We start from the raw sequence: 14,391 nt of genomic DNA on the forward strand, positions 1-14,391 counted from the left end.
GGCCATATTGGCCTCATATTCGTCTAGATCGTGGGATCTAGCTTAGACACTTCATCTTAGTCTGTGGCATTTAGCACAATGAGCGGCGGGCCGGATAAACGCTCACGCCCATTGAGGCCTTTGACTTCCAGCACAACGACGTTGCCGGCAACCTCGGCACCCGCGGACTCGAGCAGAAGTTTCGCACCATGGAGGGTGCCACCGGTGGCTAGGACGTCGTCGACAAGCACTACGCGCTTGCCCTTGATGTCGACGCCGCTGGCCGGAATCTCCAGCGCCGCCGAGCCGTATTCCAGCTCGTATTCCTCGGTGTATACCGGAGGAGGAAGCTTGCCCTTCTTGCGGATGGCTAGGATACCCAGGCCCATCTTGTAGGCCACGGCCGAGCCGAGGAGGAAGCCACGGGCATCTAGGCCACCGATCATTTCCGCGCCCAGTTCCTCGCAGGCGGCCGCTAAGCCGTCTACGACGGTGCGAAAAGCCTCTGGGTCTGCCAAAACTGGGGTGAGATCTTCGAAGAGGATACCCTCCTCTGGGAAGTCTTGAACGAGGCGAACCTTATCCTTGAGAGCCTGTGCTGCTGATTCGTAGTGCGAACTCATAATCTTCCTTGAGAAATAATTGCGAGAGGTCGTTAACGGCCGCTGTTGCGGGTCCTACTTCTTTTCGGTTGGAGCGGTGCTACGCCAGCGATCCATATTCCAACCGATGCCCGAGACGCCAGTGTACGCCAGGACACCTTCCACGTCGCGGCGGACGAGGAAGACACGCGGCTGCGCGGAGAGCGGAATGGACGGAATATCCTTCCACAAAGCTTCTTCTGTCTTCTTAAGCTCCGCAGAGTTTTTCATACTAGCTTCGACCGCGGAGTACTCCGTCTGAGGATCTACCGGTCCAAGGAAAGCGTCGACGGTAGGTGCCCAGGTTTCTGGATCCATTTCCAGGTAGTGCTGAGACATAAACTCCGCAGACGCATCCTCGATGGTGATTCCGGCCGGCTCACAGGATGCACGGAGCTGTTCCACCATAGCTGCGTAACGCTTATCCGGTCCTAAGTAGCCGACCTTGATGGTCGTTCCATTCAGATTCCCCGCCTGCGCCAGATCGGTACCCTGGTGCTCCTTACCCACTTTGTCGAGGCCGTCGGCAACCGGGTTGGTGACGGAAACGGTGCGCACATAAGCCGGTGGCACCTCTACGCCAGAGGCCGCGGAGCTTGCCTGAGCCACCGCCTGCTGATCGACGCACGCAGCGAAGCTCTCGCGCGCCCACGGCTCGGCGAATACCCCAGCCTCAGACAGCGTCAGCGTATCCGTTAGCTCGCCTACCATTGGGGTAGCTTCATAGGAGTCCTCCCCTGACTCACTTTGATTCCGGTCAAGCCAGTCAGGGGTTGCATTGGCGGCGTCGACCACGCGCAGTGCCCCCTTATCTACCAGCTTGTGCGCATCAGCATCCGCTGGCCACACCACAACGTGGTCCTCGGTTGGCGCATCCCCAAAGTATTTTTCGTTCGCTTTGAGGATAACCTCGCCCTCATCGCCTATCTTGTCGATGACATAGGGGCCAAAAGACACCTGCAGTTTTGGATCGAGTTGATCCTTTGCCACGGAAAAGCCATACCGCCATGCCTGAGCAACTGGATCTAGCGCCTGCATATCTTCGGCTGCCAGCGCCGCATTAAGCTCCTCAAGGCTCAACCCAGCCTTTTCTGCCAGCGCATGGGCGGGCATGACCGTTCCGGCGCCAAACATATGGCGCCAGCGCTGCCCCTGATCCTTATTAAAGGTCAACGTAAACGATTTGCTGTGGGGTTCGCAGCTGAAATTCGCAATGTCATTCATCAGCGGCATATGGGAGGCGAATTCAGCCGGATGGGTGCCGGCAACGTAAGTCAAATAGTAATCATCACAGGTCACGGGAGTGCCATCGGAAAAGACGGCATCCTCGGCCAAGGTCAGCTGGACGCTGCGCTGGTCGCTGCCCTCAGCGGGCGGGAGCTCTTCCGTTTCTACTAGGTCTGCATTGGGGATCAATTCGCCCGCGGGACCAGGTACGAAAAGGCCAGGATATAGGCGCGTGGACAACAGTCCGGCGGAGCTGGCAGAACCAAAGGAGGTGCCTGCGTTGGTAGTGGCCAGACGGGAATTTACCTGGTACCCAAAGTATCCATAGGATTCTGGTTCCTGGGGCGCAGCCGAAGACTCATCCTCGCCACCCTGCCCGCTGCAGGCAGATGCAGCCAGGGCGAGTGCGGATACGCATGAAGCAAGGGCCCGCCTCCCCCTATGACGTCCTCCAGAACTGCTCTTTTCCTTAAGCATGGTTATGTGCCCTCACTTCAGCTAGCGATCCGCCTGAATTTTACTACCGGAAGTTACCTGCCTGGCCGCCACGTTGCGCCAGGGTGTCCGGTGGACTCCGCCGATTCGGCCTCATTGCCAGCCGGGGTGGACTGAGCACTTACTGGCGAAACCACGGTGCGCCCCGCTGCGGGTGCGTCATCTTCTGCAGCACCCTTCTCATCCTTACCAGCACGGTAGTCCGCTACTCGCTTATTGTGGCGCTTAGTCTTCTTGGACATATTGGCGAAGGTGACAACCAATGGCGTAGCGAAGAAGATGGAGGAGAAAATACCCTCAACCACACCGATGAGCTGGATGAGTGCCAAATCGCGCAGGGTACCAATGCCCATGAGCCACACGGCCACCACGAAGAGCGCGATAATCGGCAGCGCAGAAATCACCGAGGTAGAAATCGAGCGCATGACCGTCTGGTTAATCGCCAGGTTCGTCAGCTCAGCAAAGGTCTTCTTGCGCTGTCCCTCCAGGCCTTCCGTGTTCTCGTTGATCTTGTCAAAGACGATGACCGAGTCATACATGGAGAAGGTCAGGACGGTAAGCAGACCGATAATGACAGCAGGGGAAACCTGGAATCCGAAGAGCGCATAAATGCCGGCAATAATCAGGCCGTCTGCAATCAGGGCGATGATAGCGGCAAAAGCCATGTTCTTCTGCAAGCGAATGGCCACATAAACGGTGGCAGCTACCAAGAAGACCAGCATGGCGATAAGCATGCGCTGGGTAATGGCAGAACCCCAAGACTCAGATACCGTGGACGAACCGATGGCATCCGGGGTGGCCTTACCTTCTTCATCCTTCGGCTTAAAGTCCTCGTAGATAGCGGTACGAACCGCATTCACCTCTTCTTGGCTGAGGCGTTCGGAGACAATCTCCAAGGTCTCGGAGTTGCCGGAGCCTACGATATGTACCTGCTCGGGTTCTACGCCGGTGGAATCTTCAAAGACGCGTCCTACTTCTTCTTCCTTAAGGTCCCCTGCCGGCATGGACAGCGTAGTGCCGCCTTCGAAGTCAATCGAGAGGCTGAAGCCGCGAATTAGGATTGCGGCCACGGCCGCCACGATCAGCGCGGCGGTGATGCCGTACCACAGCTTGGTGCGGCCAATGAAGTCATAACCGCGCTCATCCTCGTAGAGGCGGTCCATTCGGGAAATCTTGTGCTTAGTCGAAACAGCCATGCTTATTTCTCCTCATCTTCCGCAGCATCAACGGGACGTGCGGTTCCTGCGGCAGTATGTGCTGCCGTTTCTGTGGTGGCTGCCTCCTTGGTTGCGGAGGTTTTAGTGGAGCCTGCTTTGCGATGCCCCGAGCCGAAATAGCCGCGTTCACGGCGCTCTTCCACCAAGGCGTAGATACCGCCAAGGCCGTTCATCGAAGGCTTGGCTGCAGCTGGACGGCGGCCCACCAACTGCATCAGTGGTGCCATAACCAAGAAGGATACGACAAGGTCGAAGACCGTGGTCAGGCCCATGGTAAAGGCGAAGCCCTTAACCTCACCGATGGCGAGGAAGTAGACCACTACGGAGCCGATGAGGGTCACCGCGTTACCGGTCACGATGGTCGCACGAGCACGCTCCCACGCCTTTTGCGTAGCGGAGCGGAAAGTGCGTCCCTCTAGCAGCTCATCCTTGATGCGCTCGTAGTAGACCACGAAGGAGTCAGCCGTTGCACCCACACCGATGACCAGACCAGCAATACCGGAGAGATCCAGTGAGTAGCCGATCCAACGACCCAGCAGCACCAAGGCACCATAGGTCAACAGGCCAGAAGAAATGAGGAAGACGAGGGAGACGCCGGCCAGTGCGCGGAAGTAATACAGCGAATAAGCCATCACGAGTACCAAGCCGACTAGGCCCGCGATAAGGCCGGCCTGCAGGGCGGCCTTACCCAGTGTCGGCGGAATGGACTCAATGGTACCGCCCGGCTCGCCATTTTCACCGGCGAAGGACAGCGGCAGTGCGCCATACTTCAAGTTATTGGCCAGGTTCTGTGCTTCCTCCTGGCTGAAATCACCAGTAATAGAGGTTGCGGACCCAACTGGAGTTGCGCCCTGGATCACCGGTGCAGAGATAACTGCGGAGTCAAGGGTAATGGCGACTTGGTCGTTGAGGTGTTCCTTGGTGAGGTCCGCCCACGTCTGGGAACCGTTTGGTCCATCTCCGGTCTTGAAAGAGAAGTTGATCTCCATTTGGCCGGTTTTGTTGTTCATACCGCCTTCGATAGGACCATTGGTATTGATCTCATTGCCGGTTAGGCGGGTGCCATTTTCATCCTTGATGCCGTTAAGAAGTGGCGCGGGCTCGAGAACGTACGGGTTGCCCTTGGAATAATCACAGGTAACAAATAGCTTAGCCGGATCGTCCGCGCCAGCCAGCGGATCGGTATCGCCCTGACAGGTCATCAGCATCGAAGCTGCGGCTTGGGTCGTCGGATCCTCGGACTGGCGGTCCTTGAGCAACATCTCCGTGATTTCATCACGGCGCTTCGACTGCTCAATGGAGTTGCTTGGCTCATCCAGGGGCTTAGCGCTGACCTTTGGAGCCTTCTTCTCCTTTGGCTTCTGTCCGGTCATCTGCGCTTCCTGCGCAGAGATGGCCTTGACGCCTTGATCCATCTGCTTGTTCGCTTCGTCTGCGCTTAGCACGCCATACTTTACCCAGCGGTTGGCCATGTCTTCTAGCTCCTTATTGAGCTTGCCCATATCCGGCATGGATGGCTTAGCCACTGGGCGGAAGAAGAGCTGCGAGGTCTTACCTACGGCCTGTGCTTGGGAAGCGTCCTCTCCTGGCACGGTAATAACCAGGGTATTGCCGTTAATGACAACCTCAGAGCCAGAAACGCCCATACCATTGACACGCTGTTCCAAGATGGTGCGTGCTTGTTTGAGCTGGTCCTGAGTGGGTTCCTCGCCTTGCGGAGCAAGCGTTACGCGAGTACCGCCCTGCAGGTCAATGCCGAGCTTCGGCGTGCTTTGACGGCTACCAGTAAGAAAGATAAGCGCATAGATAACAACCACAATGAGGACGAATAACGCGATAGCGCGCTTCGGCCATTGGCGTTGGCTATTTTTCATAGCGCGACGGGGTGATGCGGACAACGATAATCTCCTGTGCTGCTTATAACAGGGTGCTTAGACAATAAATACGGCCCGACCGAATGGCGCAGGCACGTCAACAACGCACAATCGTACGTCATGAGACGGATTTTTCCTTAACGAGGGCCAGATAAGGCCCAAAGTGTGATGGGTTCTACGCTCCATAAAGTTCCCACCCACCTAGCAAACGTTAAGATAGTTCTCAGGAAAGGCGGGGGTTAGTTCTTCCTCTCGCCGTCGAACGGAGGGGTATTGCCATCAGGCAGGTTATCTTCCGCATCGCCGTTTGCTTCCTCAGCAGCTGCTGGGCGCTCGAGCTCATTGGCTTCCTGCTCGGTGCGGATCACGGCCATCTTGTCAAAAGTAACCACCACTCCTGGGGCGATTTCTAGATCCACATCCTTGTCACTGGTGCTACGCACCACGCCGTGCACACCACCCGCGGTGACGATGGAATCGCCCGGCTTGAGGGAATTTTGTAGGGTCTGCATATCATTTTGGCGCTGGCGCTGCTTTCGCATAGCCATGAAAGAGGGAATGACGAACAGGATGCCAATAATGATGAGAATGATGATTTCCATAGCTTCCTAGTGTGCCAGACGGAAGTGGACACAAAAACCAGAATGCTTAACCAAGTAGGCTGGCGCCTGGAATTAAAACACGCCGGCTGCCCCCTCAGGAGGAGTAAGCCCCAAGTGACGCCACGCGGCGGCGGTAGCTACGCGGCCGCGTCCTGTTCGCGCAATCATCCCGGCACGCACCAGGTAGGGCTCACACACCTCCTCCACCGTCGAGGGTTCCTCGCCCACCGCAATGGCAAGGGTGCTCACGCCGACTGGTCCGCCGCCGTGCCCCTTAATTAAGGCATCGAGTACCGCCCGGTCCAAGCGATCGAGGCCCATTTCATCCACGTCGAAGACCTCGAGCGCCCCCTGGGCCGCACTAAGATCAATCAGACCCGAGCCGTTGACCTCGGCATAGTCGCGAACGCGGCGCAACAGACGGTTAGCAATACGCGGGGTGCCACGCGAACGAGAACCAATTTCTACCGCTGCATCATGGTCAATATCTACGTCTAAGATGTGCGCCGCACGCTTAATCACCTGAGTTAAGTCAGCCGTGTCGTAGTACTCCATTTGCGCAGTAAAGCCGAATCGATCACGCAGGGGGCCAGTAAGCATGCCGGCGCGGGTTGTAGCCCCTACCAGGGTAAAAGGCGGGATTTCCAGCGGAATGGAGGTAGCACCAGGCCCCTTGCCTACGATGACGTCAATACGGAAATCTTCCATCGCCATATACAGCATTTCTTCTGCTGGCCGGGCAATGCGGTGGATCTCATCGATGAAAAGCACGTCGCCTTCCATCAGATTTGAAAGCATGGCGGCCAAATCGCCGGCGCGCTCTAAGGCAGGCCCCGAAGTCATACGCAGCGAGGTCCCCAACTCCTGGGAAATAATCATCGCCATGGTGGTCTTACCCAGGCCAGGCGGGCCAGAGAGCAGAACGTGGTCCGGCGTAACTCCACGATTCTTAGCGCCTTTGAGCACCAAGGAAAGCTGCTCGCGCACCTTGGGCTGGCCTATAAACTCATCTAGCGACTTCGGGCGCAATGACCGCTCAATATCATGTTCCTCGGAGTGTGCGGTCGCTTCGACGTCGCTATTGCGCTGCGAGGAATGCGCCGCGTCGACGCCGTCGGGGAGGTTAAATTCGGTGCGCTCAATATCGGACATGATTGTTCAGCCTTCCTACCTGCCGTTACTTTTTCTTGCCCAGCTGCGCTAGAGCCGCACGCAAGAGGGAAGACGTATCGGCATCAGGGTTCTCCGCGTATGCCGCTTCCACCACAGGCCGCGCTCCCTTATCAGTAAACCCAAGACCAATGAGCGCTTCCGTCACGCTTTCTACCACGGCCCCGCCGGCTGGCGCGACGGCGGTGTCGCTGGCACCTGCAGTAGAGGGCTCGCTTGGCGCAAAGGCCGCCACCTTATCTTTCAGCTCCAATGCCAAGCGCTGAGCCATACGCTTACCGACGCCCGGGATAGATTGCAGCGCCTTCACGTCTTCCGCACCAATCGCTGCAGCGAGCTCCCCAGCGCCCATGACCGAAAGCGCCGCCAAGGCAAGCTTTGGTCCGAGCCCCGACACGGATTGCAGAACTTGGAACATCTCGCGGTCCTCATCAGCGCTAAAGCCATAAAGAGTCAGGGAGTCTTCCTTGACCACCAAGTTGGTGAGAACCGTAGCTGGTTCCCCGCGGCGCAAAGTGCCCAGCGTTTTTGGGGTGGCCAAGAACTTGTATCCCACGCCTGCACAATCGATGACCCCATGGTCGAGTCCAATATGGATTACCTCTCCACGCAGTGCAGCAATCATTGGCTTCCTATCCTTTTCTCTCAGTAAATTTCTCTACCGCTTCTTAGCTTGTCCGCGCACGCCACTTGTCTTGGCCCCAAGCCCAAGACCATTCCGGTCCATCCGCGCAATGGCAGGGGCACGCCAGCAATGACATACGGCCAGGGCAAGTGCATCGGCGGCGTCGGCAGGCTTGGGCGGCTCCGTCAACCCCAGAATACGGGTGATCATAGTGGTCATCTGCTTTTTATCGGCGCGCCCATTTCCAGAGATTGCCTTTTTCACCTCGGATGGGGTGTACATATACACCGGAATGTCGCGCTCAGCTGCAGCCAGCACCAACACCCCTACCACGTGGGCAGTTTGCATGACCGTGGAGACCTGGCCACGTTCGAAGACGCGCTCGATCGCTACTACATCCGGCGTATAGTCATCCATCCATTCTTTCGCTGCCACTGAAAGACGCAGGAGGCGCTCCGTTAAGTCTTTATCGCTAGGGGTACGAACCACACCTACAGAAACCGGGAGGATTGCTCGGCCGCGACCAGCTTGAACCACGGAAAGTCCACAGCGCGTCAAGCCCGGGTCAATCCCCATCACGCGCATTCCTTCTAGGTTCATCTCTCCCCCATTGTCATGTCAGCGCCTTATCGCACCGCCTACTGCCCCCATTATGGACTACACACAGGTGTTCTACAAACGTAGCAGTCCACCCCACCATAGCGAAGCGCCGGCAGCGCCTCCGGCGAGCAATTCTCGCGGAGCGCTCCCGGCGCTACATAGCCGCCGCTATTGCGGCGAAGAGGTGATTAACCCTCGTTCAACTCGGCTAGTACCTCATCGGACAGGTCCATGTTGGTGTAGACGTTTTGCACGTCATCGGAGTCTTCCAAAGCATCAATGAGGCGGAAAATCTTCTTGGCATCATTGGCATCAAGCGGCACCTCAACAGAAGCGCGGAAGTCATTATCAGAGTCATCGACCTCAATATCGGCTTCCTTGAGCGCGTCCTTAACGGCCTGCACATCCGTCGGGGCGCAGACGATCTCAAACTTCTCGCCCTGGTCCTTTACCTCTTCCGCGCCAGCTTCTAGCACGGCCATCAAAACATCGTCTTCCGTCAGCTCACCCTTTTCTATTAGGACGTAGCCGGTACGGGTGAACATATAGGCCACAGAGCCGGATTCGCCCAAGTTGCCGCCGTTTTTAGACATAGCGGTACGCACGTCGGTCGCCGCACGGTTGCGGTTATCCGTAAGGCACTCAATGAGCATGGCCACGCCGTTGGGGCCATAGCCTTCGTACATGATGGTTTCCCAGTCGGCGCCGCCGGCTTCCTCACCGGATCCACGCTTGCGAGCACGCTCAATATTGTCATTGGGGACGGAGGCCTTCTTGGCCTTCTTGATCATGTCATCAAGGGTTGGGTTAGCCGCTGGGTCACCACCGCCGGTGCGGGCCGCCACTTCGATATTCTTGATCAGCTTGGCAAATTCCTTGCCACGCTTTGCATCGTTGGCAGCCTTTTTATGCTTGGTAGTTGCCCATTTCGAGTGGCCTGACATGTAGTCCCTTTCTAATCGGGTGCTGAAACTGGTGGCAATTATACGTGTGCTGCATGAATGCGTGAAAGCGACCCCCTTATAAGCGGGGCATATTTACACGTTGTGCCAATTGCCATGGGCGGAACCGCTGCCCAGCTTTTCATCCAAGAAGCGTGTAAGGCCCTCTTGATTGACCAACGCCACCAATTCGCCCTCCTCCGTAAAGAGCTTGCCGCGCGCAATTGCCGTTCCTTGAAATGCTGAGGGTGATACTTGCTCATATAAGAGCCATTCATCCACGCGAATAGGACGCAGGAACCAAATGGCATGGTCGAGGCTGGCCAACTGCACTTTCTCTCCTTGATGCGGAAGGAGCGCGGAGCGGATGAGAGTCATATCCGACATGTAGGTCAGCGCGGCGCGGTGGAAAGCCGGATCCTGCGGAAGCTCACCGGTATTGCGGAACCAGATATGACGAAATCCTGCACCGGTGCGTTCCGCTGCCACAGGGACTCGGCCTTCCTCTGGCACCAAGCGGATATCCCATTCCTCCCATTCTTTGAGGATGATGCGGGTGGAGTAAGGCGCACCGCCACCGGAACGAGCTGTTTCTTCGGGCCCAGGTACCTCCGGCATGGGATCTTGGTGCTGCGGGCCGCAGTCCCCATTGCGGTGGAAGCTCGCCATGGCAGAGAAAAGTAGCGTGCCCCCTTGGTAGGCGCGTACCTGCCGGTTGGCAAAGGATCTGCCGTCCCGAATGCGCTCGACCCGCAACTCAATCGGCCGGCTCGCGTCACCAGGCCCCACAAAATAGCCGTGCAGGGAGTGAACCTCTTTCCCGGAAACGGTGCGTTGGGCCGCGGCCACTGCTTGGCCAGCAATATGTCCGCCGAAGGTACGCTCAATCCGCGACTCCACCGCCGGGCCACTAAAGACATCGTCCGCTCCCGTTTTCTCTATGTCCAAAATCTCGCGGATGGCTGCCATCTCCACACTCCCAATGTCCTAAATCACTACCGCTAGCAATTGTCGTCCACACTACTAAAAGGCCGAGCCGCCGATTCCTTTTCTCATTATCTCTCCCCCATTTTTTGGCATAAGTGGAAGAATTTTCTAGAAGAAACTATGTCCGCCACCGAAGTGAGCGCTCTTTGAATAAAGTCTTTTGGGTGAAACGCCTCGCTTCTGTTCCTGCAGTTTGGATTGGGTGGGTTATCGCCCGCCTGTGCCTTGTATATCTACTCAAGATTGACCACAGTCCCAGGGGCGATGTCGCATATTATTTTGCGGGTATCTACGGCGACGACCCAACTCAAATGACCGAGTACCCTCATGCAGGCACGTGGCCTACGGTGCTTTTGGGGTGGCTCACCGGTGAAAATATCACCGCTTTCTATATCGGCTTTACCATCATGACGCTGCTTGTCGACGCCGCGTTTTTAGCCCTGCTGCTGCGCCACCATCCCACCCAACCGCGCGCTTTTTGGGCCGCTTGGTTCTGGGTTTTCTTCGGCACCGCGGCCGGCCATGCCTTTGTGTGGCGCCTCGATATTTTCCCCGCCCTAGCCGTCGCCGGAGCAGCCGCCCTTCTGGCTACCCATCCCCTTATTGCCTCGGCGTTACTGGGCTTTGCCACCACCATGAAGCTTTGGCCCGGAGTGCTCGCCGCAGGCTTAGTGGGCCGCTTCAATAGGCCTGCGACCTGGCAACGCCTGCTCGTCTTCTTCTGCACCATCATTGCAGTCTGCGCCATATCGGTTGCCACCTGTGGCACCGAACGCTTACTTTCACCTTTAAACTACCAGGGCGTGCGCGGACTCCAGTTGGAGTCCATCCCGGCGACCTTCCTGTTGCTGCAAGCGCATCGCCACCCCGGCCGCTGGGATTTGGGCTACGCCGCTTCCAAGAGCTTTGAGATCTCCGGGCCCGGCGTGGATACCGCCATCAGGTGGAGCACCATAGCCATCATTATCATGCTGGTGTTTGCGGTGGGATGGGCGCTCTACCGGCTGTGTGCCGGCGGATGGACCACGCGCACCACCATGGCGTTCTTTAGCGTTATGGTCTTGCTCCTTATCGCGACCAATAAGGTTTTCTCCCCGCAATACATCGTCTGGCTCGGCCCGCTGCTTGCAGTGGTGATCCGCCAGCGACTTCCACAAGGGTTTACTGCCTTGCGGGTAGTCCAGCGCCTGCTAGCGGTCTGCGCCATTATCGCCGCTGCGCTGGGTACTTTGGTCTATCCGTTTAACTACGACTACATCTGGCATTACGTGGGCGAGAATATGCTCCCCGTGTATCTCTTGGTGGCCCGCAATTTTCTCATCGTGGTTATGGCCATCATTGGGCTTATATGGTTTGCGCTCGAGGTGGCGCTGGCTGGAAAACTGGAACGCGCAGGAATTCACCAGCCACACGCGCCAAGCGCCCTGGCACAGCCGGTTTTACGCCGCCGAGGCGGCCGGCACTCGCTTCGGTCATAAAACCGCTCAGCAGGCTACTCAGCCAGCATGTAGTCAAAGTATTCCGGCAGCTTTGCGGTGCCGCCCAGATGGAAAAGCCGCACCGCAGGGCGCAGACGCAAAGCGCGAGTATCGCTGACCGCTTCGTTATAAAAGCGGTGGGCGAGCTGGATACGCCCTTCGGCGTCGGCAAGCGCAGCGGGGCGGCGCTCTGCGGGAAACTTCCGCACAATGGCGGCAGAAAGCTCCCGCTCGGCCAGCGTGCGCGGTTCGAAGTGGCCTTGGTAGAGCTCGGTGGATTCGGCTCTTTGGGCCAGGGCCGCCAGGCCCGGTGCCACTGCCGCTGTGACCGCTGCCCTGCGGTCTAGGGCCGCCTGTAGCTGTGCCAGCGAGGCATCGGTGCGAATGTGCAGTGAGTTGAGCCGCTGAGCGGTAAAAAGCGCCCAGGAGCCCACGATGATGAGCAGAAAGAGGACTAGCGCAATTTCAATGGCCATTAGCGCTTCACCCTCACCTTGGTTCCGTCCTGGACGGTTTCATAGACCTGCATAACAGCTGCTGCCACATGGTCCCAGTCATACGTGCTGGCACGCTCGACGCCATTACGTGTCAGCCGAACCCGGTACTCGGCATCATCAAGCACCTCACTTAAGACGCGCGCCAGATCTTCACTATCCTCATTGCGGAAGAGTGCGCCGGCAGGCTCATCAGAATCGGCGTTGCACACCGCGCGGAAGGCTTCAAGGTCAGAAGCAACTACTGCCGCGCCGGCCGCCATGGCCTCTACTAACACAATGCCGAAACTTTCGCCCCCGGTATTTGGGGCCACGTATACATCGGCGCGGCCGAGGATCTCGGCCTTTTCGGCATCGCTGACTCGGCCGACAAAATCTACGCCTTCTACCTCGCGAGCACGGCCGCCACCCATGATGGTAACGCGGAGGGGGTGGTCTATCTGGCGGAGCGCACGAAGCAGGATATCCAGCCCCTTGCGCGGCTCGTCGAGCCGGCCTAAGAAGACTACTTCTAAAGGATCTCCGGGGGCCTTGGCTGGGCTGCGGCGCCGTGCCTGCGCGTATACCGATGTATCCACGCCGTTGGGAATGAGGACTGGGTCTCCGCCCAATTGCTCCACCTGCCAGCGCCGCGCCATATCTGAAACCGCGATACCGCCGCGGATCTTTTCCAAAAAAGGCGCGAGGAAAGGCTTGGCAAGGGTCAAGACCAGCGAGCTCGACGCGGAGGCGTGATACGTGGCCACCAACGGTCCCTGCGCTACGGCCAGCGCGGTCATGGAAAAGCTCGGGGAATTGGGCTCATGGATGTGCAAAACATCAAAGTCGCCATCTTTGATAAAGCGTTTGACCTTGCGCGTTACCTGAGGTCCGACGGACAGGCGGGCCACCGAACCGTTATAAGCAATGGGAAAAGCCGGGCCTCCCTTGACCACAAAATCAGGCAGCGGCGTGGAGTCAGAAGCGGGGCCGATGACCTGAACATAGTGCCCTTGCTCTATATATACGGTGGCTAGATCAAGGATATGGGCTTGAACTCCGCCCGGTTCATCAAAGGAGTAGGGGCACACGATGCCGATCCGCATTATTTCTCGCCTTCCTGCCGTGCACCAGCGTGGCGGCTATCACGGGCCTTGTGCGCGGCGCGCGCTTGCCGACGCCTCTCAATATCGACATTCCACTGCGGCTGCAGCATATGCCAATCCTCCGGATGCCGGCGAATATTGGCAGCGAAGCCATCGGCCATGCGTTGCGTAGTCTCTTGTACGTTTGTTACCTCAAGTTCCGGAGACACCGATAGGCCCCAGCCCTCTCCCTTAAACCATGAGTGCACCACATGGAGGGCGGCGCCAGTCTCCAGCGCAAGCCGGGCGGGTCCGGCGGCCATATTGGCCTCCTCCCCCATGAAATCTACGCTCACACCACTTCGAGTCAGGTCACGCTCGGCCAGCAGGCACACCACGCCGCCAGCTTCTAATACTTCTTTGAGGCGAGCAAAAGGCGAGGCTTCGCCCCCGGTGAGGGGAAGGACCTCAAAACCGAGGGTTTCGCGGTAGTCCACGAAGGCGTCGAAAAGCACTGCGGGCTTCAAGCGCTCTGCGACAGTGGTGAACTGGCCATAGTGGCTCACGAGGAAGACACCCGCCATGTCCCAATTACCCGAATGTGGGAGGGCCAAAATAGTGCCGCGTCCGGATTGAGCGGAAGCATCAAAATGCTCGAGACCTTCCAAGCCGCTGAGCAAGCGCTCGTGCAGGCTGGCATCGCCGTGGATAGCCGGCAGGCGGAAGGCCTCCATCCAATAGCGCATATAGGAGCGAACGGAATCGCGTACCAGCGCGCGGGTAACGTTTTCTGGCCCCACCACGCGGGCAAGGTTGCGGCGCAAGCCATCCATTCCGCGGCCGTTCCTGCTGGCAAAGTCGGCGCCCCACCGAAACAGCGTGCGCGCGATGGGCTCGGGTAACCGGCGCACCACCTTCCACCCCGCGAGGTAGCCCGCCGCGGAGAGGTCTTCTTTATCCCACATGGTGTTAAAACCTCCTGGTTTTTCGGTGGTAC

The 14,391-nt window shown here is 58.0% G+C and carries 14 protein-coding genes; 1 reads left to right on the forward strand and 13 read right to left on the reverse strand.

Translation table 11 applies throughout. The annotated features are described in order from the left end of the window. Nucleotides 1-56: 56 nt before the first annotated feature. The 10 genes from MHK05_RS00410 to MHK05_RS00455 form a co-directional block, all read right to left on the reverse strand. Nucleotides 57-602, reverse strand: a complete 546-nt coding sequence (locus tag MHK05_RS00410; RefSeq protein ID WP_023021438.1) for an adenine phosphoribosyltransferase — start codon at nucleotides 600-602, stop codon at nucleotides 57-59. Between the two features lie 54 nt (nucleotides 603-656). Beyond that, entirely contained in the window at nucleotides 657-2,324 is a 1,668-nt protein-coding gene (locus MHK05_RS00415; protein WP_239204091.1) for an ABC transporter substrate-binding protein, read from the reverse strand. Nucleotides 2,325-2,377: 53 nt separating this feature from the next. Further along, nucleotides 2,378-3,538: a protein translocase subunit SecF gene (gene secF / locus MHK05_RS00420; protein WP_239204093.1), complete on the reverse strand. Its 1,161-nt coding sequence runs from the start codon at nucleotides 3,536-3,538 to the stop codon at nucleotides 2,378-2,380. 2 nt (nucleotides 3,539-3,540) lie between these two features. Further along, entirely contained in the window at nucleotides 3,541-5,433 is a 1,893-nt protein-coding gene (gene secD, locus MHK05_RS00425; protein WP_239204095.1) for a protein translocase subunit SecD, read from the reverse strand. 239 nt (nucleotides 5,434-5,672) lie between these two features. Then, entirely contained in the window at nucleotides 5,673-6,035 is a 363-nt protein-coding gene (gene yajC / locus MHK05_RS00430) for a preprotein translocase subunit YajC (RefSeq protein ID WP_239204097.1), read from the reverse strand. A 72-nt stretch (nucleotides 6,036-6,107) separates the two neighbouring features. Then, a complete protein-coding gene (gene ruvB, locus MHK05_RS00435; RefSeq protein WP_239204099.1) occupies nucleotides 6,108-7,187 on the reverse strand; it encodes a Holliday junction branch migration DNA helicase RuvB in 1,080 nt (359 codons plus the stop codon). A 25-nt stretch (nucleotides 7,188-7,212) separates the two neighbouring features. After that, nucleotides 7,213-7,830, reverse strand: a complete 618-nt coding sequence (gene ruvA / locus MHK05_RS00440; RefSeq protein WP_239204101.1) for a Holliday junction branch migration protein RuvA — start codon at nucleotides 7,828-7,830, stop codon at nucleotides 7,213-7,215. Between the two features lie 33 nt (nucleotides 7,831-7,863). Next, nucleotides 7,864-8,430, reverse strand: a complete 567-nt coding sequence (gene ruvC, locus MHK05_RS00445) for a crossover junction endodeoxyribonuclease RuvC (protein ID WP_086587570.1) — start codon at nucleotides 8,428-8,430, stop codon at nucleotides 7,864-7,866. A 188-nt stretch (nucleotides 8,431-8,618) separates the two neighbouring features. Beyond that, complete coding sequence (locus tag MHK05_RS00450) at nucleotides 8,619-9,374, reverse strand: YebC/PmpR family DNA-binding transcriptional regulator (RefSeq protein WP_023021430.1); 756 nt, start codon at nucleotides 9,372-9,374, stop codon at nucleotides 8,619-8,621. A 93-nt stretch (nucleotides 9,375-9,467) separates the two neighbouring features. Next, nucleotides 9,468-10,340 (reverse strand): acyl-CoA thioesterase, encoded by an 873-nt coding sequence (locus tag MHK05_RS00455; RefSeq protein ID WP_239204103.1) that lies wholly within the window; start codon nucleotides 10,338-10,340, stop codon nucleotides 9,468-9,470. A 329-nt stretch (nucleotides 10,341-10,669) separates the two neighbouring features. Here MHK05_RS00455 and MHK05_RS00460 point away from each other — a divergent pair, with 329 nt between their 5' ends. Next, on the forward strand, nucleotides 10,670-11,836 hold the full coding sequence (locus tag MHK05_RS00460) for a glycosyltransferase family protein (protein WP_239204105.1): 1,167 nt from the start codon (nucleotides 10,670-10,672) through the stop codon (nucleotides 11,834-11,836). Nucleotides 11,837-11,850: 14 nt separating this feature from the next. Here MHK05_RS00460 and MHK05_RS00465 read toward each other — a convergent pair whose 3' ends face one another. Genes MHK05_RS00465 through MHK05_RS00475 form a run of 3 tightly spaced genes read right to left on the reverse strand, consistent with a single transcriptional unit; the run spans nucleotide 11,851 to nucleotide 14,359 of the window. Continuing rightward, a complete protein-coding gene (locus tag MHK05_RS00465) occupies nucleotides 11,851-12,312 on the reverse strand; it encodes a hypothetical protein (protein WP_239204107.1) in 462 nt (153 codons plus the stop codon). Beyond that, a complete protein-coding gene (locus tag MHK05_RS00470) occupies nucleotides 12,312-13,415 on the reverse strand; it encodes a glycosyltransferase family 4 protein (RefSeq protein WP_200287399.1) in 1,104 nt (367 codons plus the stop codon). Before MHK05_RS00470 ends, MHK05_RS00465 begins: the two co-directional genes overlap by 1 nt. Continuing rightward, the gene (locus MHK05_RS00475) at nucleotides 13,415-14,359 is read right to left on the reverse strand and encodes a phosphatidylinositol mannoside acyltransferase (RefSeq protein ID WP_239204109.1); all 945 of its coding nucleotides are present in this window, start codon (nucleotides 14,357-14,359) and stop codon (nucleotides 13,415-13,417) included. The genes MHK05_RS00470 and MHK05_RS00475 overlap by 1 nt, the downstream gene beginning before the upstream one ends. Between the last annotated feature and the right edge of the window lie 32 nt (nucleotides 14,360-14,391).

The organism is Corynebacterium nasorum (genome assembly GCF_022347325.1).
GTDB classification, from domain to species: Bacteria; Actinomycetota; Actinomycetes; order Mycobacteriales; family Mycobacteriaceae; genus Corynebacterium; species Corynebacterium kefirresidentii.

Coding starts and splice junctions, on each gene's coding strand:
- MHK05_RS00410 (WP_023021438.1), bottom strand. CDS start 602: ATGAGTTCGCACTACGAATCAGCAGCACAGGCTCTCAAGGATAAGGTT.
- MHK05_RS00415 (WP_239204091.1), bottom strand. CDS start 2,324: ATGCTTAAGGAAAAGAGCAGTTCTGGAGGACGTCATAGGGGGAGGCGG.
- secF (WP_239204093.1), bottom strand. CDS start 3,538: ATGGCTGTTTCGACTAAGCACAAGATTTCCCGAATGGACCGCCTCTAC.
- secD (WP_239204095.1), bottom strand. CDS start 5,433: ATGAAAAATAGCCAACGCCAATGGCCGAAGCGCGCTATCGCGTTATTC.
- yajC (WP_239204097.1), bottom strand. CDS start 6,035: ATGGAAATCATCATTCTCATCATTATTGGCATCCTGTTCGTCATTCCC.
- ruvB (WP_239204099.1), bottom strand. CDS start 7,187: ATGTCCGATATTGAGCGCACCGAATTTAACCTCCCCGACGGCGTCGAC.
- ruvA (WP_239204101.1), bottom strand. CDS start 7,830: ATGATTGCTGCACTGCGTGGAGAGGTAATCCATATTGGACTCGACCAT.
- ruvC (WP_086587570.1), bottom strand. CDS start 8,430: ATGAACCTAGAAGGAATGCGCGTGATGGGGATTGACCCGGGCTTGACG.
- MHK05_RS00450 (WP_023021430.1), bottom strand. CDS start 9,374: ATGTCAGGCCACTCGAAATGGGCAACTACCAAGCATAAAAAGGCTGCC.
- MHK05_RS00455 (WP_239204103.1), bottom strand. CDS start 10,340: ATGGCAGCCATCCGCGAGATTTTGGACATAGAGAAAACGGGAGCGGAC.
- MHK05_RS00460 (WP_239204105.1), top strand. CDS start 10,670: ATGACCGAGTACCCTCATGCAGGCACGTGGCCTACGGTGCTTTTGGGG.
- MHK05_RS00465 (WP_239204107.1), bottom strand. CDS start 12,312: ATGGCCATTGAAATTGCGCTAGTCCTCTTTCTGCTCATCATCGTGGGC.
- MHK05_RS00470 (WP_200287399.1), bottom strand. CDS start 13,415: ATGCGGATCGGCATCGTGTGCCCCTACTCCTTTGATGAACCGGGCGGA.
- MHK05_RS00475 (WP_239204109.1), bottom strand. CDS start 14,359: ATGTGGGATAAAGAAGACCTCTCCGCGGCGGGCTACCTCGCGGGGTGG.